Origin of the sequence: Phytohabitans sp. LJ34 (genome assembly GCF_052068095.1) — a bacterium.
Classification (GTDB): Bacteria; Actinomycetota; Actinomycetes; order Mycobacteriales; family Micromonosporaceae; genus Phytohabitans.
Genome location: NZ_JBQHDG010000016.1, coordinates 217,571 through 243,141 on the forward strand (window position 1 = coordinate 217,571; position 25,571 = coordinate 243,141).

Consider the following 25,571-nt stretch of genomic DNA (forward strand, 5'->3'; position numbering starts at 1 on the left):
GGCATGGATCTTTTGCCCGTAGCGCCGCTGGCCGAACTGCGCCAGCGGCGCAGCGAGAAGTGGCTGCGATACCCGCCGGACGTGGTGCCGCTGTTCGTCGCCGAGATGGACTTCGCGCTGGCGCCACCGGTCACGGCCGTCCTGCACGAGGCGATCGACTGCGGCGACACCGGCTATCCGGTGGCCGAGCCGGTGCTCGGCGAGGCGCTGGCCGGGTTCGCCGCCGACCGGTGGGGCTGGCGGGTCGACCCGGCGTCGGTGACCGCGGTGGCCGACGTCGGAGTCGGTGTCGTGGAGGTGCTGCGGGCGCTGCGCCGTCCCGGCGACGACGTCGTGTTCTGCCCACCGGTGTACCCGCCGTTCTACGACTGGGTGCCCGAGGCCGGCGGCCGCATCGTGGAGGTGCCGCTGGCCCGCGAGGCCGCCGGTTGGCGGCTCGACCTTCCCGCCCTGGAGCGCGCGTTCGCGGCCGGCCCGGCGGCGTTCGTGCTGTGCAACCCGCACAACCCGGTCGGCCGCGCGCACGCCCCCGACGAGCTGGCCGAGGTGGTGCGGCTCGCCACCGCGTACGGCGTCACGGTGGTCAGCGACGAGATCCACGCGCCGCTCGCGCTGCCCGGCGCGGCGTTCACCCCGCTGCTCACCCTGCCGGGCGCCGCGGAGGTCGCGGTCAGCGTGGTCTCCGCCAGCAAGGCGTGGAACCTCGCCGGTCTCAAATGCGCCTCCGTCGTGACCGCGGCGCCGGCGATGGCGGCCGTGGTCGACCGCTTCCCGGCGGAGACCTCCGCGCGGGTCGGCCACCTGGGCGTGCTGGCGTCGGTGGCCGCGTACACCGAGGGCGTCGCCTGGCTCGACCGACTGCTCGCCACGCTCGACGACCGGCGCACCCTGCTCGGCCGGCTACTGGTCGAGCGGCTGCCGATGCTCTCCTGGTGCCGACCGGAGGCGACCTACCTGGCCTGGCTCGACTGCACCGCTCTCGGCGGCGGCGACAAGGCGTGCGAGCTGTTTCTCGACAAGGGCCGCGTGGCGCTGGAGCGGGGCAGCCGGTTCGGCGCCGCCGGCGCCGACTTCGCCCGCTTCAACCTCGCCACCAGCCCGGAGATCCTCGACGAGGTCACCGCCCGCATGGCAGCCGCCGCCCGCTAGCGCCGGCCCGTCCCCAAGAGGGCTGCCCTCTTGGGGAGGGAGAGGAGGGCGGGCGGGTGCGGTGGGCTGGATCCGCGGACCTGGCAGCGGAGGCCGGGGAAGTCGGCGAGCCCTGGCGAGCCGCCGGACGGAGCGGTCTCCGGCGGGAGCGACGGTCCGCGGGTGACGCGGACCCGGGCAAGAAATATGTGTAAAGAAAGCAGGCTAATCGATGTTTACCGCGGCTATACACGTTGCGTAAAGTCGCCCGCATGTGGAGTCGGGTCAGCGTCGCCGCCGCCACGGTGGGTGTGCTGGTGGTCTCGGCCGCCTCGCCGTCGGCCGCCACGGGCAAGCCAGTCGATCGGCTCATCCGGCACATGAGCCTGGAGGAGAAGGTCGGGCAGCTCTTCGTGGTCGAGGTGTTCGGGCAGGACGCCGACACCGTGAGCGCGGCCGCCGCCGCCAACAACCAGCGGCTGTATGGCGTGAGCACGCCGGCGCAGGTCATCGACAAGTACCAGCCGGGCGGGGTCATCTACTTCACCGCGGCCCGCGGCCCGGACAACCTCCAGAGCCCGCGGCAGATCGCCACGCTGTCCAACGGGCTCCAGGCGGCCGCCACGCGGCAGCGCACGGGCATCCCGCTGCTGATCTCCACCGACCAGGAGGGCGGCGCGGTCGTCACCCGGCTCTCCGCACCGGCCACCGCGATGCCGGGCAACATGGCGCTCGGCGCCGGGCGGTCGCGGGCCGACGCGCGCCGCTCGGCCGAGGTGATCGGCACCGAGCTCGACGCCGTCGGCATCAACCAAAACTACGCGCCGGTGGCCGATGTCAACGTCAACCCGGCCAACCCGGTCATCGGCGTGCGGTCGGTCGGCGAGGACCCGGGCCTGGTGGCCGACCTTGTCGCCGCGCAGGTCGACGGCTACCACGACGGCGGTGTGGCCGCGGTGGCGAAGCACTTCCCGGGGCACGGTGACACCACAGTAGACAGTCACTTCGGCCTGCCCGAGGTGACGCACACCCGCGCGCAGCTCAAGGCGATCGACCTGCCGCCGTTCCGGGCCGCCATCCGCCGCGGCGTCGACACGATCATGACGGCGCACGTGGTGCTCCGCTCGATCGACCCCAGCGGCGCGCCCGCGACGATGTCCAAGCCCATCCTCACCGGGCTGCTCCGCGGCGACCTGCGCTACGACGGGCTCATCGTCACCGACGCGCTCGACATGGGCGGGGCGACGGGCACCTACCCGCCCGAGGTGGCGCCGGTCGAGGCGTTCAAGGCCGGCGCCGACCAGCTCGTGCTCGCGCCGCAGATGGACGTCGCGTACAACGCGGTGCTCGACGCCGTGCGGAGCGGCGAGATCTCCAAGCGCCGGCTCGACGACTCGGTGCGCCGGATCCTGCGGCTGAAGACCAAGCGCGGCCTGTTCGCCGACCCGTTCGTCGACGCCGCCCTCGCGGAGAAGGTCGTGGGCGCGCCCGACCACCTCCTCGACGCGCAGGCCATCTCCGACCGCACGACCACCCTCGTCAAGAACGACGCCGGCCTGCTGCCGCTCGCGCCGGACCCGCGCGACGTTCTCGTGACGGGTTGGGGCGTGACGACGACCGCGACCATCGGGGCCGCCATCAGCCGCCGCGGCCAGACCGTCACGGTGGTGGAGACGGGTCTGACACCGACCCAGGCGAGGATCGACGCGGCGGTGGCGGCGGCCGCGGCCACCGACCTCGTGGTCGTGTCGACCAACAACGCGGCGAACGTCGACGCCACAACCGGGCTACCCACCGCGTCCGCGGCCGCCCAGCAGGCCCTTGTCGCGGCGCTGCTCGCGACCGGCAAGCCGGTGGTGGTCTCCGGGATGCGCAACCCGTACGACATCTCCCGCCTCACCACGGTGCCCACCTACCTGGCGACCTACGGCTACACGGCCGGCTCGATCGAGGCGTTGGTACGGGTGCTCTTCGGCGAGGTAAACCCGCGCGGGCGGCTGCCGGTCACGATCCCGCGGGCGGACGGGACGGGCGCGCTCTATCCGTTCGGACACGGCCTCAGCTACGGCTGACCGGCCCGGATCTTGCCGTCGAGGCGGGGTCGGGCGGCGCCGTCGACCGCGGTGCAGATGCCGTACACGCGGGCGTAGGTCGTCCAGCCGTTGACCCGGCCGCGGTTGTTGCTGATCTGCACGCGGCCCGCGCCGGCGTCGAGGGCCGAGACGAGATGCAGGTAGACCGTCCCGGCGACCTTGGCCAGCACGATGTCGCCGACGGCGAGCTTGGCCGGGTCGACCGGCGCGACCGTTACCAGCTGTCGGCTGTGGATCAGCGGCACCATCGACGACCCGGTCGGCCGAAACTGGACGGTCGCACCCTGCGCGACCCGGCTCGCCATGCTCTCCAGCATCCCCATCACCCGGTAGCGTGCCCGATCGCCATGAGGACGACCACCGGTTTACGCGGCGCGCCGCCCCACGCGTCGCGCCGCCTTGCGCGGCCCGCTGCTCTGCACGGTGCGCGGCCCCACGCGGCGCGCCGCCCCACGCGGCCCGCCGCCAAGATCGCATAGCATGTGCGGGTGCGTTTCGAGGTCTGTGTCGACAGCGCTGACGGGGTGCTCGCGGCACAGGCGGCCGGCGCCCACCGGGTCGAACTGTGCGCCGCTCTCTCCGAGGGTGGCGTGACCCCCAGCGCCGGCGCGATCGCCACCGCCCTCGACGTCGCGACCATCGACGTCAACGTGCTCGTCCGCCCGCGCGGCGGCGACTTCGTCTACGACCGCCACGAGATCCGGGCGATGCGCCGCGACATCGAGGCCGTCGCGGCGGCCGGTGCGCACGGCGTCGTCATCGGCGCGCTCACCGCGGACGGCGACGTGGACCTGGCCGCCTGCCGGGAGCTGCTGTCCGATGTGGACGGCCTGTCGGTGACGTTCCACCGCGCCTTCGACATGGCCCGGCGTCCCCGCGAGGCGCTCGCCGCGGTCGCCGACCTCGGCGCCGACCGGCTGCTGACATCCGGCCAGGAGGCGACCGCGCTCGACGGCGCCGCGCTGATCGCCGAGCTTGTCACGGCCGCCGGGGACCGCCTGGTCGTGATGCCGGGCGGCGGCGTGACGGCCGGCAACGTGCGGCGCCTGATCGACCTGACCGGGGTGCGCGAGGTGCACTTCACCGCACGTACCACTGTGGACAGCCCGGCCCGCCACCGCAACCCGCGGGTCGCGATGGGCAGCGCGTCCGGCGCGGACGAGTACACCCGCCGCCGCACGAGCCGGGCGGCGATCGAGGCGCTGATCCGAGCCGCCGGCGTCGAACGGTAGAGCAAACCCACGAACAGTTTCGCGGTTTCTGTTATCCGCGGAGGTCCCGGGGCGTCTACCAAGTACTCGCGCACATACCGACGATTGACTATATGGTCATATGTCAGTATCTTGGAAAGCGCTTTCCCGCCTGACGCCACACCAGGTCGCCGTACCGCCGGGCTGCGGCGCGACGCGCGTCCCGGCGGGAGAAGGCCCGCCTCCACACCGGCCAGGGCAACCGGCGCCGGAGGCGCACCAGACCTAAGGAGAGCACCATGCACAACAGACGGCGCCGTGCGGCGCTGTGGATTTCCACGGGCACGGCGGCGGCGCTCGCGGCCGCCACGGTCGTGGTCACCGCCGGCGCGGCCCAGGCGGCACCCGGTTGCCGGGTCGCGTACTCGGTGGGCTCGCAATGGCCCGGCGGCTTCAGCGCGAACGTCAGCCTCACCAACGTCGGCGACCCACTCACCTCGTGGACCGTCACCTGGTCGTTCGCGGCCGGGCAGACCGTCAGCCAGGGCTGGAACGCCACCTTCACCCAGAGCGGCGGCAGCGTGCAGGCGGCGAACGTGACCTGGAACGGCTCGCTCGCCACCAACGCCACGACCTCGTTCGGATTCAACGGCACGTGGAACAACAGCAGCAACCCGGTCCCGGCGAGCTTCGCCGTCAACGGTGTGGCGTGCACGGGAGGCGTAAACCCAACGACGCCGGGCACCACTCCGCCCACCACACCGCCGACGACGCCGCCCACCACTCCCCCGACCACGCCGCCGCCGTCGGGCAACACGCTCTACGTCTCGGCGAACGGCAGCGCCAGCGCACCCGGCACCGAGGCCAGCCCGACCACGCTCGCCTCGGCGATCACGCGCATCCCGGCGGGCGGCACGATCTACGTACGGGGCGGCACGTACAACCTCGCGCAGACGGTGACCATCGCACCGGGCAACAACGGCACCGCCAGCGCCCGCAAGACGCTCTCCGCCTACCCCGGTGAGCGGCCGGTGCTCAACTTCTCCGCGCAGGCCGAAGACACCGCCGCCCGCGGGCTCGCCGTCAACGGCAACTACTGGCGCGTCTACGGCCTGGTCGTCGAGCGCGCCGGCGACAACGGCATCTTCGTCGGCGGCAGCAACAACATCATCGAGCGCACGGTGACGCGCTTCAACCGCGACAGCGGGCTCCAGCTCTCCCGCATCGCGTCGGACACGCCGCGCGACCAGTGGCCGGCCAACAACCTGATCCTGAGCGCCGAGTCGCACGACAACGCCGACTCCGACGGCGAGGACGCGGACGGCTTCGCGCCCAAGCTCACGGTCGGCTCCGGCAACGTGTTCCGGTACACGGTGTCGCACAACAACATCGACGACGGCTACGACCTGTACACCAAGTCGGACACCGGCGCGATCGGCGCGGTCACCATCGAGGACTCGATCGCGTACGACAACGGCACGCTCAGCAACGGCGGCCAGGCCGGCAACGGCGACCGCAACGGCTTCAAGCTCGGCGGCGAGGACATCGCGGTCAACCACGTCGTGCGGCGCACCATCGCCGTGGGCAACGGCAAGCACGGCTTCACGTACAACCGCAACCTCGGCAGCATCACGATGTCGAACAACCTCGGCGTCGACAACACCGAGCGCAACTTCAACTTCGACGGCGGCACCTCGGTCTTCCGCAACAACACGTCGTGCGACAGCGGTTCGAACGACCGGATCATCGGCAACAGCGACAGCTCCAACCAGTTCTACGCCGGCTCGAACGGGTCCCGCTGCTCCTCGTACACGGGCGCGCTCGGCTGGTCCTTCGCCGCGGACGGCCGCCTCATCGTCACGTTCGGCGGCAGGCCGGTAACGCTCTAACCCACTCCCACGGAGACGTAGCCATGCGCATGAAATCGACGATCGCCTCCGCCGGCCTGGTGGCCGCGGCGGTGCTTGTCCTGCCACCGACCGCGGCCAGCGCCGCACCGACGCGGTACGAGGCCGAGACCTCCCCGGCCGTCTGCTCCGGCACCATCGACTCCAACTGGGCCGGCTACTCCGGTAGCGGCTTCTGCAACGGCACCAACTCCACCGCCGGGTACGCGCAGTTCACCGTCAACGCCGCCAGTGCCGGCACGGCGACGCTGGGCGTGCGGTTCGCGAACGGCACCACCGGCGCCCGCCCGGCCAACCTGCTCGTCAACGGCACGACCGTGCAGAGCCCGTCCTTCGAGGGCACCGGCGCCTGGTCGACGTGGGTCACCAAGACCCTCACCGTTTCGGTCAACGCGGGCAGCAACACCATCCGGCTCAACCCGACCGCCGCGGCCGGTCTGCCCAATGTGGACTATCTCGACTTCGAGGTGGGCGGCACCCCGCAGCCGACCGGCGCGCTGTACGTGGCGACCAACGGCAACGACGGCAACGCCGGCACGCTGGCGGCGCCGCTGCTGACCATCCAGCGGGCGGTCGACCTGGTCCAGCCCGGCCAGACCATCTACATCCGCGGCGGCACGTACGCGCCGAGCACGAACATCCAGATCCTCAAGAACGGCACGTCGAGCCAGCCCATCACGATGCGCAACTACAACAACGAGCGCGTCGTCCTGGACGGCGAGAACATGCCGTACACGCCCGGCGCGGTCGACTCCTCCATCCCCCGGCCCGAGCGCGGCGCCATCCACATCGAGGGCGACTGGTGGCGGCTGATCGGCCTGGAGATCATCCACGGACCGTACGGCGTCTTCGGCCTCGACTCCAGCAACAACTACTACGAGCGCCTGGTCACCCGCGACAACTACGAGTCGGGCTTCCACCTCTTCCTGACGTCGAACAACAACCAGATCATCAACCTCGACTCGTACGGCAACTTCGACCCGCGCAGCAACGGGGAGAGCGCCGACGGCCTGGCCATCAAGGAAGGCTCCGGCACCGGCAACGTGGTGCGCGGCGCCCGCCTGTGGAACAACTCCGACGACGGCCTCGACTGGTGGATGTTCTCCTCGCCGATCCTGGTCGAAAACAGCCTGGCGTGGGGCAACGGCTTCAACCGGTGGAACCTGCCGGACTACGTCGGTGACGGCAACGGCTTCAAGCTGGGCGGCAACGGCGTCGCCGGCAACCACACCGTGCGCAACAGCATGGCGTGGGACAACGCCCGCAGCGGCTTCATCGACAACAACAACCCGGGGCAGCACCGGATCGAGCGGTGCACGGCGTGGGACCACCCGTCGGGCGGCTTCTTGTTCGACCGGTCGGACAGCACGCTGACCAACAACCTCGCCGTGGCCAACGGCACCAACGTCAACCTGGGGTCCAACTCCAGCGGCAGCGGCAACTCCTGGGACATCGGCGGCACCTGGTCGCTGGCCAACACCAACCCGAGCACCATCACCGGGCCGCGCAACGCGGACGGCTCGATCCCGTCCTCCACGTTCCTGCGCCCGTCGAACGGCGCGGACGTGGGAGCACGCTTCTGAACCGACCCTGAAACGGCGGGACCGGGCACCGGCCCGGTCCCGCCGCCGCGTTCAGCGCTCGGTCCACTCGTCCGGCAGGTCTTCGGGCCGGAGCGTGGTCAGGTCTTCGGCGGTCGGCGTCGCCGCGCCGGCCAGACGGTTCGCGTGCTCGGCCACCATGATCTCGAACGTGCGCCGCGCCGTACGCCCGTTGCCGAAGCCCTCGCCCCGGCTCATGGCCGAGTAGTAGCCGAGCAGGTCCTTGCGGGTCTCGTCGGACAGCGCGTAGTCGTGCGTGTTCGCCTGCATCTCGGTGATCCGCACGAGCTCCTCCGGGCTGTAGTCCGGAAACTCGATGACCTGGCCGAAGCGCGACCGCAGCCCCGGGTTCGCGGCCGTGAACCGGGCCATCTCCCCGGTGTATCCCGCGGCGATGACGACCACCTCGTCACGGTGGTCCTCCATCAGCTTCACCAGCGTGTCGATGGCCTCCCGGCCGAAGTCGCGGCCACTGTCCTCAGGGGACAGCGCGTACGCCTCGTCGATGAACAGCACGCCGCCACGGGCCTTGTCGAACGCCGCCTTCGTCTTCACCGCCGTGCCGCCGACGTGCTCGGCGACGAGGTCGACCCGGGCCACCTCGACAAGGTGCCCCTTGGCGAGCAGGCCCAGCGCCGCGAGGATCCGACCGTACAGCCGGGCGACCGTGGTCTTCCCCGTGCCCGGGTTGCCGGTGAGGACGAGGTGGCGGCTGAGCGGCGGCGTCTTGAGGCCGGCCGCGCTGCGGCGCTGCCCGACGACGATGATGTCGACGAGCGTGCGCACCTCGGCCTTGACCGCGGCCAACCCGATCAGCCGCTCAAGCTCGCCGAGCAGCTCGTCCACAGTGGCCGGTTCGCCAGGGAGCGGGCGGCCCTCCAGCAGCCCTTCCAGGGCGTCGTGGCGCTCGCGGATCTCGCCCACCACCGCGAGGGCCTTCGCCTTGTCGGCCGGGTCGGTCAGGGGCGCGCCGGGCACCGTGGCCGCGAGGTCGCGCAGCGCCTCGACGCGGTCCTCGATCTCGGCCAGCAGCCGCGCGGCGGCCACCCGCGCGTCCGGATCGGACAGTTCGGCGTCGCGCTTGAGGTCGACCAGGGCACGCACCTCGTCCAGGCCGTCTTCGAGCCCGTCGACCATCTCGTCGAACGGCTGCGGCGCGTCCTCGTCGTCCGCCACCTGGACGGCGACGTCGGCGGACACCGGCGCGCCCGCCTGGATCCCGACGTCGTCCGGCTCGCCGTTGGCGTACGAGGCGCAGGCGGTCAGCTTGGCGTCGGCGTAGATCTGGAAGCCCTGCTCGGCGTTGTCGTGCGCCACGCAGCCGGTCAGCACCGTGTCGCCGCCTTCGACGTAGAAGCCCGAGCTGCGGCCGCCGCTGACCTCGCACCCTTCGAGGAAGGCGCGACCGCCGTCCACCCAGAAGCCGGGCCGCTCGGGCCCGGTGACCCGGCACCGGGTGAAGCGGCCTTCCCCGCCGGTCACCTCGAACCCCGTGTTGTCGCCGTCTTCGATCGTCACGTCCTCGGCGACGAGCGTGGCCCGATCCGACACCATGAGGTGCCCCGCCCCGCGACGCACCGCGACACCGGTGAGCGTCACCCGCGACTTGTCCGCACAGTCGACCGCGCCGTAGTCGACATCCTCGATGCGCCCGCCGGTGACCGTCGCGGTCGCGCCCCGGCCGAGCGTCTTGACCGCCCAGTCCAGGCCCGTGATCGTGCAGTCGGTCAGGGTCGCCGCCGCATGGGCGCGGATGTCCAGGCCGTCGCCGCCCTCGCCGCTGATCGTGCAGCTGGTCAGCTCGACGCTGGACTCGCGGTCGCTGACCGAGACGGCGACCAGGTCCATGTCGCGCAGCGTCGTGCCCGTGAGCACGACCCGGCCACCTCCCGTGACCTCGATCCCGTAGCCGGCGGCCTGCTCGACCAGGCAGTCACGCAGGGTCACCACCGTCCCGGCGTCAGAGGACAGCAACCCGTTGTTTCGAGGCTGCGACACGGTGCAGCCGACGAACTCCGGTGCGGCGCCACGGCTCGCGACGACCGCGTCGGAGGAGGACTCGACGAACTCGCACCCCTCGTACCGCCCGCCCGCGCCCTCGATCTCCAACGCCCGGTAGGACCCCTCGACCCGGCAGCCCCGGAATGTGGGAGCGGCGCCCGCCGCGACCTTGACCGCGGCCGCGCTGCCCGACCCGATCAGGCACCCCTCGACGAGTGGGGACACACCCGGACCCTCAACCACCAGGGCGTTGCCCCACCCGTCGTCGCCGACGGCGATCGTGATGCCACGCACGGCGGCATTGGCGCGCACGGTAAGCGGCCCGTCGTTGTTGGCCAGGCCCACGGTGCCCGTGCCCTCGACCGGCCGCAGCTCGATGGCCCTGTCGACGACCACCTGCTCGATGTAGGTGCCACCGACGACCTCGACGACGTCACCGTCCCGGGCGTCCCGGACCGCCGCGCCGATCGCCGAGTAACGGCGCCCGTCGACCCGCAGCACCCGGGGACCGGCCTCTTCTTTACCGCGCAACCATGCCACGGGCCGGGAGTCTACTGTCCACGATCAACTTCCCGCAGACCCGAGTACCTATGGGCCGCGCGGATGACCGCGCCCGACAATCTAGAGCCCTTTCGGAGTCGGGGTTACGCGCGTGGCGGCGCCCCGGCAGATTTTCCCCCGTCCGCGTCAGCTGGAGACCGTACGCTCCCGCGGGCACCGCTCCCGGCCGGCGGCTCGCAGCGCTCGCCGAAACCCCCGGCCGTCCACTGCCAGGTCCGCGAGACAAGCCCCGAAGGGGGCCTTCGCGGGGCCTACCTCCGCCATCCTGACGCAGCGTCACCAGCCAAAGGGGACGAGACTTCGAGATCTAGGAGACGTGGGGTTGAAATAGCGCCCTAACTCTCCGAGATCTCGAATCTCGCGCCGCTCACCCCGTCGCGGCGGTTACCGGCGGCGACGAAAATCCGCAGCTTTCCCAGAGCGCCGATCCGGGAACGGACATTGTGGACGAACAGCGACCGTCGCGGCGGCCCAACAGGGGTGAGCGCGACCAGCGGCGGACGGGTGAGGCCGCGGGAGCGGCGGTCTGGACCACGACGGACATCGCGGTAGCTCATATCTTTGTCCTAAAGGAACTTAGCGCCCCGCCACCTCGACTCCGAAAAGGCTCTAGATCGCGCGGGATGGGCGGTGGGTGCGCCGCCCATCCCGGGCGGGGTGGTCAGGGTGTGGTGCAGGTGGGGGTCAGGCCGGCGGCGCTGCCGCTGCCCTGGAAGCCGAACTCCACGGACTGGCCGGCGGCGACGCTGCCGTTCCAGCTGACGTTGGCGAACTGGACGGTGCCGCTGCTGGCGGACGCAGTGGCGCCCCAGGTGTTGGTGACCGACGCGCCGGCCGGGAGGGCGGCCGTGACCCGCCAGCCGGTGAGCGGGGTCGAGCCGGCGCTCACGCGGACGGTGGCGACGAAGCCGCCGGTCCACGAGTTCAGCGACACCGACGCGGTACAGCCGGAGGGGTTGGGTGGCGGCGAGGTCGTCGGTGGCGTCGTCGCGGGGGTGGTGGGCGGTGGGGTGGTGTTGCCCGGTGGCAGCAGCGTGATGGTGAAGGCGTCGTCGGCGACGGTGTGCGGCAGGTTGACCGTGGTGCCGTTGTTGGAGAGGGTCACGACGGTGTCCTGGATGACGACCGGGCCGCCCGGCACGGCGGCGCCGCCGTTGTAGGGGATGCGTTCGGCGACCACGCGCACCCGGTTGTCCTGCACGACGCCGCTCGTGGTGTCCAGGCGCTGGAGGTTGACGGCGATGTTGCCGGTGGTGCCGCCCCCGCCGACCAGGATCTTCGCGTTGCCCGCGGTCTTGGTGGCGAACGCGTCGTAGGCGGCGCTGGGCGTGACCGAGGCGATCGTGCCGGTCTGTCCACCGTAGAAGCGGTAGGCCCACCACTCGCCCTTCGGCTGGTGCACGCCGGCGGAGTTGTGGACCAGCAGGTTGCCGAGGTCGTTGTGCAGGTTGCCGCCGCTGGCCCAGTTGGCGCGCAGGCCGTCGGCGCCGGCCCGTTCCAGGCGGGCGATGTACCAGGCGCCGTCACCGGGGTTCTGCTCGTTGGACGCGCCGTACTCGTTGATCTGGTACGGCCGCGGGTGCGGGATGCCGCGGGCGTCCAGTGTGGAGTTCGCCGTCGCCACGTTGGCCACCGGGTCGCTCGGCAGCGCGTGCCAGCTGAAGATGTCCGGGATCGTGTTGGTCGACTTGACGAAGTCGAGGTATTGGACCCACCAGCCGCCGGTCGACGGCACGCCGGCGATGCTCGGCCCGACGATCAGGTGGCTGGGAAACGCGGCGCGGATGCGCGGGTACGTGCGACGCCACAGCTCGAAGTACTGCGACTGCGGGCGGTTCCAGAACAGGCCGAGGTTGGGCTCGTTCCAGATGTCCCACTGCACGGGCGCGCCGGTCGCCCGCACGTCGTTGATGAGCCGGGTGAGGAAGGCGTCGTAGTCCGCCCAGTTGCCGTTGTCGCCGGGGAAGCGGGAGATCGGGTAGCCGTCGGCGCCCCACAGGTCGTGCGGCAGGATGATGAACTCGCCACCCAGCGAGCGGGTGCGCAGCAGCTGGGCGCGGGTCGCGTTCCACCGGCGGTCGTACTTGCCGGACACCCAGCCGCCCGGGCTGTCCAGCTGGGCGCCGCCGGCGCGCATGTAGCGGAACTTCACCTCCCGGTAGAAGTTGTCGGCGGGCGCCGCCGCGTTTTCGGTCATGCCGTAGATCCAGCCTGAGGCGCGGTAGGTCGGTGCGCCGCCGGCGTTGGCGAAGTTGACGGATATGGACTCGTCCGCGGCCTGCGCCGTCGGGGAGGCGGCGACGGTGGCGGCGGCGGCAAGCGCCCCGATCGCCAGCGAGGCGGCCAGTAGGCGGCGCACGGACCGCCGCCGGAATGCGATATTCACAGATGACTCCCGTCGAATCGGTTCGCAAAAAGCCTAGGCCTGACGATGACAGACGTCAATATCGTCAGGCCTAGGCTATTTAGAAGCGTCGAACCGATTCTGCTACTGGGCGTAGGGCGTAATGCCGATCTTGTCGATGTGCGGCGCGTAGCGGGAGCCGCCGGCCGCGTTCGCCGGCACCTGGAGTCCGAAGAGGACGGTGGCGACGGTGAGCGCCGCGGCGGCCAACTTTCTATTCATGTCGTTGGACCCCTCTGTACGGAGGCGGCGGCGAGGATGAGGTAGCTGCTGGCGGTCCAGGTGTAGGCACGGTCACGCAGGCCGGTGCCGGACTCGGCGTCGAAGTTCTCCGCGAAGCCGGACTTCTCGCACAGGGCGCGAAACCGCTGGCTGATCTCGTCGGCGAGGTCGGTGTGGCCGGCGCGGCGCAGCCCGTCCTCGATGAGCACTGTGGACGGTGCCCAGATGGGACCGCGCCAGTAGCCGTCGGCGGCGTAGTGTGGTGAGTCGACCGGTTCGGTGGCGAGGCCGTGCGCGGTCAGGTGGGTCTCGATCCGGCGGGCGAGCGCCGCGCTGACGTCCGCGGGCAGGCCTTCGCCGAGGGCGATCGGCATGAGGCCGAGGAGGCTCGTGCTGGCCCGGCGGAGGCCCGTCTCCGGGCTGCGGGCGTCGAAGCGTTCCCCGTTCCACAGCTGGTCGAGCATCGCGGCACGGACCCGATCCGCCTCGGCGGACCAGCGGCGGGCGCGGGGCTCACCCAGCTCCATCGCCAGGTCGGCCAGGCAGCGCAGCTGCATGACCAGGAAGGCCGCGAGGTCGGCGGTCTCGACGACCCGGCCGCCGTCGAAGGTGGTGGCGTTATCCCAGCCGCTGTCGTTGCCGTGCTGGTAGTGCGGCAGCTCGTGGCCCGGCACCCGGCGGGCTTCCAGCCAGAACTCGGTCCACCGGGCCAGCCGCTCGTACGTCTCGGTCAGGGCCGCACGGTCCACCGGCAGGTCGAGCCGCCGCCGCAGGTGCCGCAGGGCCCAGCCGTGGATGGGTGGCTTGACGTAGTTGTAGAGGATCTCCGAGTGCGTGACCGAGTCGGGCAGCGCGCCGCTGCCGTCCTGGTGGTCGAACGGGAGCTGGAACTGGTGCCAGGCCAGCTCCGGATCCCCGGCGGCGAGCGCGATGGCGTTGAAACAGTGGTCCCAGCTCCAGACCTTGTCCATCCAGTGCTTGGACATCAGCACCGCGGGCCGGGCGAGGAAGCCGGCCGGGTCGACGGTGGCCGACCACAGCACGTACGCGGCCAGCTCGGCGGCGGGCGTCTCGGGGCCGCGCCACGGTGCGACCGCGTCGACGAAACCGGCGAACGCGGCCGCCGCCGCACGGTGCACCTCCTCGAAGGGGACCGTCGCCGCGTACGGGCGCCGGGCCGCCTCGTACTCCTCGACGACAATCTCCCACGGCTCGTCCGCCGGCAGGGTCACGGACCTCTCGGCCTCCCCCAGGGCCTCGATGCCGGTGGAGGCCACCGGCGAGCCGGCGAGGAGGACCGTGAGACGGTAGCGGCGGCCGGTCTCGTACGAGGTGAAGACGTGCGAGCCGTCGACCGGGTCGCGATAGAGGTAGGTGCCGCTGAACGGGGTCAGCGTGGCCGCGGCCGCCCCGACCCGCATGCCGAGGCCGTCGCCGCGCAGCCGGATCGTGTCCGGGCTCTCGTAGGCGAGCTGGACCCGGCCGCCGTCGTGCCGCCAGGTCAGCAGCGCGGGCGTGGCGACCACCTCCGCGGACGTGGACGGCGTGAACCGCAGCACGGCGTGCAGGCCGGTCTGGTGCGAGACGAGGTGCAGATCTTCGGCGTACGTCTTCTCGGCCACCACCGGTGAGAGGTCGAGCCAGGATCCGCGGTAGCTGAACGGGATGTCCTGGATGGAGAACATAGGTGGCAGCTCACTTTCTTAGTCCTTGACCGCACCGGCCGTCACCCCCGCGGCGACGTAGCGCTGGGCGAGCACGAGCAGGATGGTGGCCGGGATGGAGGCGATCACGGCGGTGGCCATGATGGCGTTCCACTGCTGGTTGTTGTTGCCGATGTACTGGTAGATGCCGAGCGTGATCGGCTGGTGGTCACCGCCGCCGTCCAGAGTGGACGCGAAGATGAAGTCCGACCACGCCCACAGGAACGCGAACAGTGACACGGTGACGACGGAGTTGCGGCTGACCGGCAGCACCACCGACCAGAAGGTGCGCAGCCGGCCGGCACCGTCGACCACGGCCGCCTGCATCAGCTCCTCCGGTATCCCGGACATGAAGGCGGTGAAGATGAGCACGCCGAACGGCACCGCGATCGTCGAGTCGGCCAGGATCAGGCCGGGGACGGAGTTGAGCACGCCGAGGTTGAGGTAGATGGCGTAGAAGCCCATCGCCATGATGATCCCGGGGATCATCTGCGCGATCAGCAGCACGAAGCTGAGCGCTCCCCCGCCGGGCGGGCGGAGCTTGGCCAGCGCGTACCCGGCCGGCGCGGCCAGCGCCACGGTCAGTGCCACCGTGCCGAGCCCGACCAGCAGGCTGGTGCCGAGGTACGGCAGCTGCTGGTCCAGTACCGCCCGATAGCCCTCCAGCGTGCCGTTCACCGGAAACAGGTGTGGCGGATCGGCCCGCATGTCCTGGTCGCGGGTGAACGACACGTTGACCATCCAGTAGACCGGGAACAGCATGACCGCGGTCAACACCAGCCCCACGACTGTCCTGAGGAGACGCTTCATGCCCGCTGCCTCCGCTGGATCCGGATGTAGATCAGCCCGAAGACCAGGGCCATGACGATCAGCAGGTTGCCGACGGCCGCGCCAGGCCCGAACGAGGGCAGCAGGTTGCCGAACCCGAGCCGGTACGACCAGGTCGCGAACGTCGTCGAGGAGTCGGTGGGACCGCCCCTGGTCATGATCCAGATGATGTCGAAGACCTTGAGCGTGTAGATCAGCCCGAGCAGCAGGGTGATCGCCGACACCGGGCGCAGCAGCGGAAACGTGATCCGCCAGAACCGCTGCCACCCGGTCGCCCCGTCCAGTGACGCCGCCTCGTACAGGGTGGCCGGCACGGCCTGGAGCCCGCTGTAGAGCACCACGAGGTTGAACGGGATACCGATCCAGATGTTCGCGATGATCACCGAGACCAGCGACCAGTCCGGCGAGGTGAGCCAGTTGACCGGGCCGACGCCGACCACGCCGAGGGCGGCGTTGACCACGCCGGCGTCGCTGTTGAGCATCCACGACCAGGTGGACGCCGACACGATCAGCGGCAGCAGCCACGGCACCAGGAACAGCGCCCGCAGTGTGCGGGACAGCGGGAAGTGCTGGTGGAAGAAGACCGCGAGCGCCATGCCGATGCTGAACTGGAAGGCCAGCGACGCGAGCGTGAACACGACGGTGTGCAGCAGCGCGGGCCCGAAGGTCGGGTCTTCCAGGATCTTCCGGTAGTTGTCCAGCCCGGCGAACGGCGCTCCACCTTGGACGAACGAGCGGACCGTGTACTCGCGCAGGCTCAGCTCCACGTTGCGATAGAGCGGGTAGGCGTAGAAGGCCAGGAGGTACAGGACCACCGGAGCCAGGAACGCCCACGCCGCCCAATCGCCGGTCTTACTTCGTCGCACCGGCAGCCGTCGCCTGCGCGGCGGACAGTGCCTCCTGCGGCGTCTTCGCGCCGCTGAGCGCGGCCTGCATCGCCGTCCACAGTGGCTCGGAGATCTTCGGGTACTTGGTGCCGAGGTTGTCACCGGTGCGGCCCTTGGCGGCCTTCACCGCCTCGACCCAGACCTTCAGCTTCGCGTCGGCGGCGACCTGCTTGTCCTGCACGGCCGCGACCGGGGCGATGTACGACAGGGTGGTGTCGGTGGTGAGCAGGTTGTCCGCGTTGGTCAGGCAGGACACCAGCTTCTGCGAGGTGGCGTACCGGTCCGTCTTGCTCTGCACCGGGATCGAGACGAACTCGCCGCCGGTCGGCGCCGGCGCCGTCCCGCCCGAGCTCGCCGGGATCGGGATGATGCCGTACTCGAAGTCGAGCTTCTCGGCGTTGGCCAGCTGCCAGGTGCCGTTCTCGCTGAACGCGTAGTCGCCGCTGGCGAACTCCTGCCAGCTGGTGGTCTGAGTGTTGTTGATGACCGAGTTCGGCGCGTATCCGTTGCGCAGCCACTCGGTCCACAGGGTCAGCGCGGAGACCGCCTGCGGCGAGTCGAGCGCGGTCAGCTGCGCGCCCGAGCCCCAGAACCACGGCAGGAACTGGAAGCTGCCCTCCTCGGTGCCGATCGCGGAGAACGTGATGCCTTTCTTCCCCGCCCCCTTCACCTTCGCCAACGCGACGGTCAGCGACGTCCAGTCCTTGACCGACGCCACGTCCACGCCCGCCTTGGCCAGCAGGTCCTTGTTGTAGTACAGGGCGAGCGTGTTGGCGCCGATCGGGACGCCGTAGGTCTTGCCGCCGCTCTGCCCAGCGCCGAGCAGGTTGGGCTCCATCGCCGACGTGTCGAGCTTCGTCTCCTCCGTGGTGGTGAGCGCGCCCGCCTCGGCGAGCGTGGAGATCACCGGGTTGTCGATGATCAGTACGTCCGGCGAGTTGTCCTGCTGCGCGGCGAGCAGGGCCTTGTTGGTCAGGTCGGTGGTGTCGTAGCCGGTGCGCTCGACGGTCACGCCGGCCGAGGTGCCGCAGCTCTTGAGCAGCTTGACCCAGGCGGAGTCGTCGTTGAACTGCGGGTACGGGTCCCAGATGGCGTACGTGCCGCCCCCGGATCCTCCGGTCGAGCCGTCGCCGTCGTCCGAGGATGAGCAGGCTACCGCGCCACCGGCGATGGCGACGGCGACCAGAGCGGCGCCCAGGCCGCGCCATGTCTTCATATGGATGCCCCTAGCGAATCGGTTCGCGGAATCGGTTCGCCAGAACATAGGCCTGCCGTCAGGCGACCGTCAAGAGCCCGTTGACACTCACGGCCGATCGGCCGTACGCTCCGCAGCGAACCGATTCGCTACGTGCTCTAAGCTGCTGGTCGTGAGGAGTACGCCATGAACATCGGCGAGATCGCCCGGCGGGCCGGAGTGTCCCGCAGCACCGTCTCGTACGCGCTCAGCGGCAAGCGAGTCGTGTCCGAAGAGACCCGCCAGCGCATCCAGGCCGTCATCGACGAGCTTGACTACCGGCCCAACGCCGCGGCCCGCGCCCTGAAGGAGGGGCGCACCCGCACCCTCGGCCTGGTCATCCCCCCGGCCAGCCTGCGCCTCACCGACATGCAGCTCGGCTTCGTCGCCAGCGTGGTCGAGGCCGCCGCCCGCGTCGACCTCGACGTGCTGCTATCCCCGTCCGGCGGCGACCACGACCGCTCTTTCGAACGGATCGTCAGCGGCCGGCGGGTCGACGGCGTCATCCTGATGGAGATCCGCCTGGAGGACGAGCGGGTCACCCGGCTACAGCAGACCGGCCTGCCGTTCGTCACCATCGGCCACACCGCCCACCCGCACGGCACGTGCTGGGTCGACGTCGACTACGCCACCCTGATCGCCCGGTGCGTACACCACCTCGCCGACCTCGGCCACCGCCACATCGCTCTGGTCAACCGCTCCGCCGAGCTCGTCGCCGCCGGCTACGGACCGGCACAGCGCGCGCTGACCGGGTTCACCGAGGCGATCGCCCAACGTGGACTGACCGGCGTCGACCTCTGCTGCGCCGACGACGCGGCCGGCGGCGAGGCCTGCCTCGAACAGCTGCGCGACGAACACCCCGACGTCACCGCCATCGCCACCATCAACGAGGCCGCGCTGCCGGGCATACAGCGCGCCCTGGAACGCGCCCGCGTCGTCGTCCCCCGGGACATGTCCATCGCGGGCGTCGCAGCCCGGCACTGGGCCGAGGACTTCCGCCCGCCGCTGACCGCGGCGGACGTGCCCACCGAAATGGGCAACCACGCCGTCGACCTGCTGCTGGAACGCATCGCCACCCCCGACGCACCACCCCGGCACCTGCTGCTCACCCCGCCGATCTCGCTGCGCGCGAGCACCGGCCCGGCACCCACCAGGTAAGCCACCGCCCCCACTCCGGGACGAGCAGTTCTCCGCTCGTCCCGCGATCCCTCCTGGAGTTCGCCATGCGACGTGCCCTCCTCACGACCCTCGCCCTCGCCGCCGCCCTCCTCACCAACGCCGCGCCCGCACAGGCCGCGGACGAGTCCATCGCCGTCAACTTCTCCGTGGCCGGCGGCTCCCCCACGTACCGCGCCTCCGGCTGGATCTACGGCATGACCGAGAACGCCTCCGGCCCCGCCGACCACTTCTACCGCGACGTCAAGTTCCGCTACATGCGGGCCGGCGGCGCCCAGCTCGGCCAGCCCGGCGGCTGGGTCGCCGGCACGTACGACCGGCGCTGGAACTCGACCCTCGCCCAGGCCCGCCGCACCATCGCGCTCGGCGGGCAGTTCGTCATCCTCCCGCACGACCTGTGGGGCGCCGACGGCTACCCGATCTCCCGCTTCCCCGGCGACAACGGCAACTGGAGCGACTACGACGCCTTCCTCACCAGGCTGATCGGCGACGTGCGGGCCGCCGGGATCGCCGTGCAGTGGGACATCTGGAACGAGCCGAACCTCGGTCTATTTTGGAACCGCCCGCAGGCGCAGTACTTCGAGCTGTGGCGGCGCACGTACCAGCGCCTGCGCGCCGAGTTTCCCAGCCACCTGATCGTCGGACCGAGCTGCGCCTGCGTGCCGTCGACCGGCGGCTGGTGGGTGCAGTACCTCGACTTCGTCCGCGCCAACAACGTCGTGCCGGACATCGTCAGCTGGCACAGCCTGCCCGGCGACCCGGTCGCGAACGTGGGCGTGGCCAACTCCACATTGAACTCCCGGGGCATCCCACACCCGCGCCCGTACCAGATCAACGAGTACGGCTCCACGAGCGAGCAGAACCCCGGCGACGGCTCCTGGTACATCGCCCGCCTCGAGCGTGCCGGCGCCGACGGGCTGCGCGCCAACTGGGCCAGCACCAACAACCTGCACAACGACCTCGGCAACCTCCTGACCCGCAACTCAGCCGGCCAGCACCTGCCCAAGGGCGAGTGGTGGGCGTACCGGTTCTACGGTGGACAGACCGGCACGATCGCGTCCGTCACGCCGAGTACCGCGTACGACGCCTTCGCGACCAAGGCTTCCGGCGTGGCCAAGGTGCTCGTCGGCGGTGGCGGCACCACCGGCAACATCGCCGTCAACCTCCAGCGCCTCGACACCACCAGCGGCATCGTGCAGAACAACCAGGTGCGCGTCGTCGCCCAGCGCATCCCGTACAACGGCGGCGGCGCCGTGCAGGGCCCGATCACCATCGCCAACACGGTCGTGACGCTGTCGGGCAACGCCACCACGGTCAACCTGCCGCACTCCAACGCCGACGACACGTTCAGCATCACGCTGCTGCCGCCCTCGGACGGCGGCTTCCAGTCGGTGGCGGTCGCCCAGCACTCCCAGCAGTGCCTCGACAACACCAACCTCGGCACCGCGGACGGCAACCAGCAGCAGCAGTACTACTGCGAGGGTGGCGACCAGCAGCTGTGGAACTTCCGCCCGGTCGCCGGTGTCGCCAACACCTACACCGTCGTCAACCAGCAGAGCGGCAAGTGCCTCGACGTCAACGGCGCGTCCACAGCGGACGGTGCAGCGGTGCAGCAGTGGACCTGCGGCAGCGGCACCAACCAGCAGTTCACCCTGCGGAAGGTGACCTACGGCGGCAACGACGCCCACGACTACCAGCTCGTCGCCCGGCACAGCGGCAAGTGCGTCGACGTCAGCGCCATCTCGACCGCCGCGAACGCCCGCGTCCACCAGTGGACCTGCAACCCTGCCGGCCAAGGCAGCCCCCTCAACCAGACCTGGCGCCTCTGGGGCCGCTGAAGGCAATTGCCGGCTGCCGCGACGCTTGGCCTATCGGGCTTGCACCGCGGAGATGGCAGCGGAGGCCGGGGATTTCGGCTCGCGCCAGCGAGCCGCCGGCCTCCGCGGTCTCCGGCGGGAGCGGCGGTCCGCCGGTGACGCGACCCGGGACCTGAACTGGTTCTTTTAGCCGTAAAGGGCAAAGGATGGTCGATCAGGCCCAGCCGTTTCGGGCGGCGACCCAGCCGAGCTGCATGCGGGACTCGACGCCGGCGAGGTCGAGCAGGTGGCGCACCCGCCGCTGGAGTGTGCGCAGCGACAGGTCGAGCTGGGTCGCCACGGCCTGGTCGGTGAGCCCGGCCAGCAGCAGCGCGAGGATTTTGCGGTCGAGCTCGCTGGGCCCGTCGCGGTCCCGTTCGGCGAGGCCGTCGCCGGTCGGCTCCAGCGGGTACGCGCGCCGCCACACGTTCTCGAAAAGGGCGTCCAGTGCGGAAAGCAGGCCGCTGCGGTGCAGCAGGACCGCGCCCGGCTCGCCGCCGGGCTCGGCGGCCAGCGGCACCAGGCCGAGGTCGTCGTCGGCCAGCACGAGCTTTATCGGCAGCGCGTCGACCACGCGTACCTCGACGCCGTTGCGCAGCGAGGACACCGTCTCGCCGACCGCGCCGGGCTGGGCGAGCACCGAGCGTTCCGCGACGACGCGAAACCGTACGCCGCGGCCAACCGCCGCGTCCTCGGCCGGGTTCTCGCCGGGCGGCACCGCCACGAACGGTGCGGTGACGAAGGTCCGGATCTGGGTGCGGGCGGCCGCCTGCACCTGGAGGAACCGGTGGCGGATGGCGTCGACGCCGCTGACCACCTCGATGAGCTCGTCGAGGCTGCGCCCCGCCACCGCCGCCCGATGCTCCTCGGCGAGCGTGACGAGGGCCCGTTCGGCCGCCCGCAGCTCGTCGCGGCGGGCGCCGAGCAGCGCGCCGAGCGCCATCGCGGGCGGCGCGGCGGCGTACGCGTCGACACCGGTGGGGATCGCCAGGCCGAGGTCGACAAGGCGGGCCAGCGCCGCCTCCGCACCCGGCCCGCCGAGGTCCGCGGCCGTCGCGGTGGGCACGCCCAGCAGCGCGCGGTAGGCGGACTCCTCCTCCTGGCTCAGCCCCAGCGCGGCGAGCATCGGCGCGCCCGCCCACCCGTCGAACGGCCTCATCGCAGCCCGTACGCCCGGACGATCTCCTGACTGATCCGCCAGCCAGTGCCGGTGGCCGCGGACGCGCGCAGGGAGATGTAGCCGTGCTTCGGCGGCTTGAGGGTGCCGACTCCGTTGTGGAGGGTGACCTTCCGCCACGTGGCGCCGTCGTCGTACGAGACGTCGAGGGACAGCGAGGTGACCCGGCCGGTGCCGGTGCCGCCGGGCTGCGGGCCCGCCGTCACGCCGATCCGCTGGGTGGTGCCGCCCTTCACGTCGCCGCGCAGGTCGGTCTCCAGCCGGTAGTCGAGTTGGAGCAGCGCGAGCGGGACGAAGTCGTCGGCGTCGTTGGAGCTGGAGACGAAGTCCCACTCGGTGTGGGTGCGCGTCGACAGCCGCCACCGCTCGGCCGGGCGGGACGCGTCGAGCACCAGGCGGTACGGCAGCGTGCCGGCGGGCACCTCCGCCCACTGGAGGTCGGCGCCTTGCGTGTTCTCGTGCAGCAGTTTGCCGCCCTGGTACAGCTTCAGGTGCGTCGGCAGCTCGCCCCACTCCATGTAGCCGCCGTGCTCCAGCGTCTCCCCGGACGGGCTCCACGCCTGCGCGTTGACCGTCAGGTAGTCCCGGTACCGTCCATTCTGGACGCCGAAGGTGCGGCTGAAGGCGGGGCGGGTGGCCGGGGCGAACCAGTCCAGCCGCGTCGTGGTGCCCTTGCGGTAGGCGTCGTGGTACGAGGTGTCCGTCCAGATGCCCTGCTGGTGCGACTCGTGCCAGACCTGGTCGGGCGTGACCCACTCGGTGCGGGTGCCGGCGTACCACTCCCGCTCGCGGAAGCCGACGCTCGGCGTGAACGTCATGTCGTACCGGAAGCCGGCCCCTTCGCCGTCCTCGACCGCGTGGTAGCGCGCGTCGATCCGAGCCAGGTCCCGATGGCTCGGCTCGTAGGTCAGGGGCCGGTCCGGCACCGCGCCCGCGTAGTTGCGGGTCAGGTCGTAGACCGTCGTGGTGTACGGCCGCTGGGTGACGCCGAGGGTCAGCCGCTCCGTCTTGGCCAGGGCGACAAGCGCGGCGCCCGCGTCCCGGTGCACCGAGGCGACCGGGATCGGCCGCTCGCCGACGTACTCGCTGAGGACGCCGGGAGCGTCGTTGACGACGAGCAGCACCGCGGCACCGGCGGCGACCGCGTTGGCGGCGCGCTCCTCCGGGCCGACCGCGTCGCTGCGGGTGACCACGACGATCTTGCCCTTCGCGTCGACGCCGGCGAAGTCCGCGCCGGTCCCCGCGTAGACCACCTTGTGCCGGCCCGAGCCGCCGGTCAGCGTGGAGCCGGGCTGCACGGTGGTGTCGCCGAACCAGCTCACGGTCAGCGGCGGCTCGCCCTTGCGCCAGCGGGTGGCCAGTGTGAACGCCGACCGGGTGCCTTTCTTCGTCGGCAGCACGTAGAGGTCGTCGTACCGTACCGGGATCATGTACGCGTCCCGGAACTCGCCGCCGTCCGCGTACTCGACGGAGAAGTCGAGCTTGACCTGGCGGTCCTCGGTGCGGCCGGGCGCGGCGGTGTCCAGCAGGCGGGCCCGGCGAGCGTCCAGCACCACCTGCGCCGGTCCATCCAGGACGGTCTCGGGCGCCACGAGCAGCGCCAGGCCGAGCGCGTCCGGCCGCTCGCCGCGAACGTCCAGATAGGACGCCGCCGAGTACGTGCCGGGCGGCAGCCGCAGGGTCAGCGCGCCGTCCACGTCGTAGGCCGAGGGCCAGAAGTCGCCGGCCCGGTTGAGGACCACCCGCGCCTTGGCCGGCCGGCCGTCCCGGTCGACGAGCTTGACGGTCAGGTCGTAGCGCTCGTCTTCCTTGACCAGACCGAGGGCGGTACGCGTGACCGGCTCGCCGGTGGCGGCGTCGGTGCCGGCGAGGTAGCCGGTGTGGCGCCCCGGGTCCGCCGCGGTGGGGTCGCCGGTGACGGTGACGTCCACGGCGCCCCCGGCCGGCACGGTCACCTCGCCGGGTGCGGTGAAGGGCGCCGCGGCCGACAGCCGCAGCGTGCGCGCGGCCGCCCCGTCGTTGGTGAACGTGACCGTCCTGGCCACCGGTCCGTCGCCCGGCTCGTGCGGCCAGTCGAACGCTCCGAAGTAGACGGACCCGGTCGCCGTCACCGCGCTGGTGACCGCGGCCGCCACGTCGAGCCGGCCGGCGCCCACCTCGTACGGCGTGTGGTCCACGCCCTTCGCGGTGCTCATCAGCGCGTCCTTGAGGCGCTGGCCGGACCAGTCCGGGTGCCGCTGCGCCAGGATCGCCGCCGCGCCAGAGACGTGCGGCGTCGCCATCGACGTGCCGCTGATCGACCGGTACATCCCGGTGCCCTCGGGCATCTGCTGCGAGCGGGCGGCGTTGATGTCGACGCCCGGCGCGGCGATGTCCGGCTTGACGGCGCCGGTGCGGAAGACGGGGCCGGTGCTGGAGAAGTACGCCAGCGCGTCCTGCTTGTCGACCGCGCCGACGGTGAGCGCGCTCGCGGCGGCGGCGGGCGCGCCGATCGTCTCCGGCCCGGAGTTGCCGGCCGCGACGACGAAGAGCGTGCCGTACCTGGCGGAGAGTGCGTCCACCGCGGCCGACATCGGGTCGCTGCCGTCCGTGGGAGCGGCGTCGCCCAGGCTCATGCTGACCACGTCGGCGCCGGACTCGGCGGCCCACTGCATGCCGGCCAGCACCCACGAGTCCGCGCCGTAGCCGTCGTTGCCGAGCACCTTGCCGACGATCAGGTCGGCGCCGGGCGCCACGCCCTTGAGCGCGCCACCGGACGCCGCGCCGGTGCCGGCGATCGTCGAGGCGACGTGGGTGCCGTGCCCGTCGACGTCCGAGGTGTCCTCGCCCGGCACGAAGCTGACCTTCTCGCCGACCTGGCCGGCCAGGTCCGGGTGGGTGGCGTCCACGCCGGTGTCGAGCACCGCCACGGTCACGCCGGTCCCGTCGTACCCGGCCGCCCACGCCTGCGGCGCGCCCACCTGCGGCACGCTCTCGGACAGCGCCGCCTCGACCCGGCCGTCGAGCCACAGCTTCGTGATGCCGCCACCGCCGGCCGCGGCGGTCCAGAAGTCGCGGGCCCGCTTCTTGTCCGCGGTGAGCGCGGCGCCGCCGACGCTGGGCAGCTGGCGCACCACCCGGCCGCCGGCGGGTGTCGCGGCCCGCTTCCGGGGGTCGAACGTGGCGATGAGCGGGACGGTCGCGGTCTTCGCGTCGTCGTACCCCATCTCGACGAGGTCGGTGACGTTGAAGAGCCGCCGGTCCAGCCGGTCGGCGGAGAGCAGCGGCAGCACCTCGTCGGGCAGGACGTAGAGGTCGCCGCCGCTCTCCTGGACGTGCACCCCGCCGGTCGCCTCGTCGGGCCGGTCCACCTCGGCGGTCTGCTCACCGCCCGCGTGGGTGGTGACGGTGACGACGTCGCCGGTGACCAGCGTGACGGTGTGGGTGGCCGTCGTCGCCTGGCCCACGGGTGTGCGCGGCGCCGCCTGGGCGGGCGCACCTCCAGCGCTTCCCGTCGCGGCGAGGGTCAGCGCGACGAGGCAGGTGAGGATCTTCGTGCGGGGCATGGCAGAGGTCTACCGTGCCGCCGGCCACCGCGTGAATAGTCCGCTCGTGGCGGAGTTG

The 25,571-nt window shown here is 71.5% G+C and carries 17 protein-coding genes; 7 read left to right on the forward strand and 10 right to left on the reverse strand.

All coding sequences use genetic code 11. The features are described from left to right. The first annotated feature begins 3 nt into the window (after positions 1–3). Both ACTMTJ_RS27505 and ACTMTJ_RS27510 read left to right on the forward strand, forming a co-directional pair. A complete protein-coding gene (locus ACTMTJ_RS27505) occupies positions 4–1,149 on the forward strand; it encodes a MalY/PatB family protein (RefSeq protein WP_441220900.1) in 1,146 nt (381 codons plus the stop codon). A gap of 251 nt (positions 1,150–1,400) precedes the next feature. Further along, positions 1,401–3,200: a glycoside hydrolase family 3 protein gene (locus ACTMTJ_RS27510; RefSeq protein WP_441220902.1), complete on the forward strand. Its 1,800-nt coding sequence runs from the start codon at positions 1,401–1,403 to the stop codon at positions 3,198–3,200. Here the strand turns inward: ACTMTJ_RS27510 and ACTMTJ_RS27515 are convergent. Beyond that, a complete protein-coding gene (locus tag ACTMTJ_RS27515) occupies positions 3,191–3,544 on the reverse strand; it encodes a hypothetical protein (RefSeq protein WP_441220904.1) in 354 nt (117 codons plus the stop codon). The genes ACTMTJ_RS27510 and ACTMTJ_RS27515 overlap by 10 nt on opposite strands. 165 nt (positions 3,545–3,709) lie before the next feature. Here ACTMTJ_RS27515 and ACTMTJ_RS27520 point away from each other — a divergent pair, with 165 nt between their 5' ends. The 3 genes from ACTMTJ_RS27520 (at position 3,710) to ACTMTJ_RS27530 (ending at position 7,901) form a co-directional block, all read left to right on the forward strand. Then, complete coding sequence (locus tag ACTMTJ_RS27520; protein ID WP_441220906.1) at positions 3,710–4,453, forward strand: copper homeostasis protein CutC; 744 nt, start codon at positions 3,710–3,712, stop codon at positions 4,451–4,453. Positions 4,454–4,710: 257 nt separating this feature from the next. Then, positions 4,711–6,300, forward strand: coding sequence for a cellulose binding domain-containing protein (locus ACTMTJ_RS27525; protein WP_441220908.1), 1,590 nt, complete (start codon positions 4,711–4,713; stop codon positions 6,298–6,300). 23 nt (positions 6,301–6,323) lie between these two features. Beyond that, positions 6,324–7,901, forward strand: a complete 1,578-nt coding sequence (locus tag ACTMTJ_RS27530; protein WP_441220910.1) for a right-handed parallel beta-helix repeat-containing protein — start codon at positions 6,324–6,326, stop codon at positions 7,899–7,901. Positions 7,902–7,952: 51 nt separating this feature from the next. Here the strand turns inward: ACTMTJ_RS27530 and ACTMTJ_RS27535 are convergent, their stop codons facing one another. The 7 genes from ACTMTJ_RS27535 to ACTMTJ_RS27565 all read right to left on the reverse strand — a co-directional run bounded on the left by ACTMTJ_RS27535 (position 7,953) and on the right by ACTMTJ_RS27565 (position 17,741). After that, a complete protein-coding gene (locus ACTMTJ_RS27535; RefSeq protein WP_441220912.1) occupies positions 7,953–10,460 on the reverse strand; it encodes a right-handed parallel beta-helix repeat-containing protein in 2,508 nt (835 codons plus the stop codon). A gap of 682 nt (positions 10,461–11,142) precedes the next feature. Next, positions 11,143–12,867: a cellulose binding domain-containing protein gene (locus tag ACTMTJ_RS27540; RefSeq protein WP_441220913.1), complete on the reverse strand. Its 1,725-nt coding sequence runs from the start codon at positions 12,865–12,867 to the stop codon at positions 11,143–11,145. Between the two features lie 102 nt (positions 12,868–12,969). Beyond that, positions 12,970–13,107 (reverse strand): hypothetical protein, encoded by a 138-nt coding sequence (locus tag ACTMTJ_RS27545; protein ID WP_441220915.1) that lies wholly within the window; start codon positions 13,105–13,107, stop codon positions 12,970–12,972. Continuing rightward, positions 13,104–14,792 (reverse strand): amylo-alpha-1,6-glucosidase, encoded by a 1,689-nt coding sequence (locus ACTMTJ_RS27550; RefSeq protein ID WP_441220917.1) that lies wholly within the window; start codon positions 14,790–14,792, stop codon positions 13,104–13,106. Before ACTMTJ_RS27550 ends, ACTMTJ_RS27545 begins: the two co-directional genes overlap by 4 nt. A gap of 18 nt (positions 14,793–14,810) precedes the next feature. Beyond that, positions 14,811–15,620, reverse strand: a complete 810-nt coding sequence (locus tag ACTMTJ_RS27555) for a carbohydrate ABC transporter permease (protein WP_441220919.1) — start codon at positions 15,618–15,620, stop codon at positions 14,811–14,813. Then, positions 15,617–16,504 carry a carbohydrate ABC transporter permease gene (locus tag ACTMTJ_RS27560; RefSeq protein WP_441220920.1) on the reverse strand — a complete coding sequence of 296 codons (888 nt, stop codon included), beginning with the start codon at positions 16,502–16,504 and terminating at the stop codon, positions 15,617–15,619. Before ACTMTJ_RS27560 ends, ACTMTJ_RS27555 begins: the two co-directional genes overlap by 4 nt. Continuing rightward, entirely contained in the window at positions 16,491–17,741 is a 1,251-nt protein-coding gene (locus ACTMTJ_RS27565; RefSeq protein ID WP_441220921.1) for a sugar ABC transporter substrate-binding protein, read from the reverse strand. The genes ACTMTJ_RS27560 and ACTMTJ_RS27565 overlap by 14 nt, the downstream gene beginning before the upstream one ends. A gap of 165 nt (positions 17,742–17,906) precedes the next feature. Between ACTMTJ_RS27565 and ACTMTJ_RS27570 the strand changes: the two genes are divergently transcribed. After that, on the forward strand, positions 17,907–18,917 hold the full coding sequence (locus ACTMTJ_RS27570) for a LacI family DNA-binding transcriptional regulator (RefSeq protein WP_441220923.1): 1,011 nt from the start codon (positions 17,907–17,909) through the stop codon (positions 18,915–18,917). Between the two features lie 65 nt (positions 18,918–18,982). Continuing rightward, on the forward strand, positions 18,983–20,773 hold the full coding sequence (locus ACTMTJ_RS27575; RefSeq protein ID WP_441220925.1) for an RICIN domain-containing protein: 1,791 nt from the start codon (positions 18,983–18,985) through the stop codon (positions 20,771–20,773). A gap of 193 nt (positions 20,774–20,966) precedes the next feature. On the opposite strand, the gene ACTMTJ_RS27580 is transcribed toward ACTMTJ_RS27575, so the two are convergent. Then, on the reverse strand, positions 20,967–21,950 hold the full coding sequence (locus ACTMTJ_RS27580) for a transcriptional regulator TrmB (RefSeq protein ID WP_441220927.1): 984 nt from the start codon (positions 21,948–21,950) through the stop codon (positions 20,967–20,969). Beyond that, positions 21,947–25,513, reverse strand: coding sequence for a S8 family peptidase (locus tag ACTMTJ_RS27585; protein ID WP_441220929.1), 3,567 nt, complete (start codon positions 25,511–25,513; stop codon positions 21,947–21,949). The genes ACTMTJ_RS27580 and ACTMTJ_RS27585 overlap by 4 nt, the downstream gene beginning before the upstream one ends. Positions 25,514–25,571: the final 58 nt, after the last annotated feature.

Excerpts from the sequence above, each read along its gene's own strand:
- ACTMTJ_RS27505 (WP_441220900.1), top strand. The coding sequence starts at position 4 with ATGGATCTTTTGCCCGTAGCGCCGCTGGCCGAACTGCGCCAGCGGCGC.
- ACTMTJ_RS27510 (WP_441220902.1), top strand. The coding sequence starts at position 1,401 with ATGTGGAGTCGGGTCAGCGTCGCCGCCGCCACGGTGGGTGTGCTGGTG.
- ACTMTJ_RS27515 (WP_441220904.1), bottom strand. The coding sequence starts at position 3,544 with ATGGGGATGCTGGAGAGCATGGCGAGCCGGGTCGCGCAGGGTGCGACC.
- ACTMTJ_RS27525 (WP_441220908.1), top strand. The coding sequence starts at position 4,711 with ATGCACAACAGACGGCGCCGTGCGGCGCTGTGGATTTCCACGGGCACG.
- ACTMTJ_RS27530 (WP_441220910.1), top strand. The coding sequence starts at position 6,324 with ATGCGCATGAAATCGACGATCGCCTCCGCCGGCCTGGTGGCCGCGGCG.
- ACTMTJ_RS27545 (WP_441220915.1), bottom strand. The coding sequence starts at position 13,107 with ATGAATAGAAAGTTGGCCGCCGCGGCGCTCACCGTCGCCACCGTCCTC.
- ACTMTJ_RS27550 (WP_441220917.1), bottom strand. The coding sequence starts at position 14,792 with ATGTTCTCCATCCAGGACATCCCGTTCAGCTACCGCGGATCCTGGCTC.
- ACTMTJ_RS27555 (WP_441220919.1), bottom strand. The coding sequence starts at position 15,620 with ATGAAGCGTCTCCTCAGGACAGTCGTGGGGCTGGTGTTGACCGCGGTC.
- ACTMTJ_RS27565 (WP_441220921.1), bottom strand. The coding sequence starts at position 17,741 with ATGAAGACATGGCGCGGCCTGGGCGCCGCTCTGGTCGCCGTCGCCATC.
- ACTMTJ_RS27570 (WP_441220923.1), top strand. The coding sequence starts at position 17,907 with ATGAACATCGGCGAGATCGCCCGGCGGGCCGGAGTGTCCCGCAGCACC.
- ACTMTJ_RS27575 (WP_441220925.1), top strand. The coding sequence starts at position 18,983 with ATGCGACGTGCCCTCCTCACGACCCTCGCCCTCGCCGCCGCCCTCCTC.
- ACTMTJ_RS27580 (WP_441220927.1), bottom strand. The coding sequence starts at position 21,950 with ATGAGGCCGTTCGACGGGTGGGCGGGCGCGCCGATGCTCGCCGCGCTG.
- ACTMTJ_RS27585 (WP_441220929.1), bottom strand. The coding sequence starts at position 25,513 with ATGCCCCGCACGAAGATCCTCACCTGCCTCGTCGCGCTGACCCTCGCC.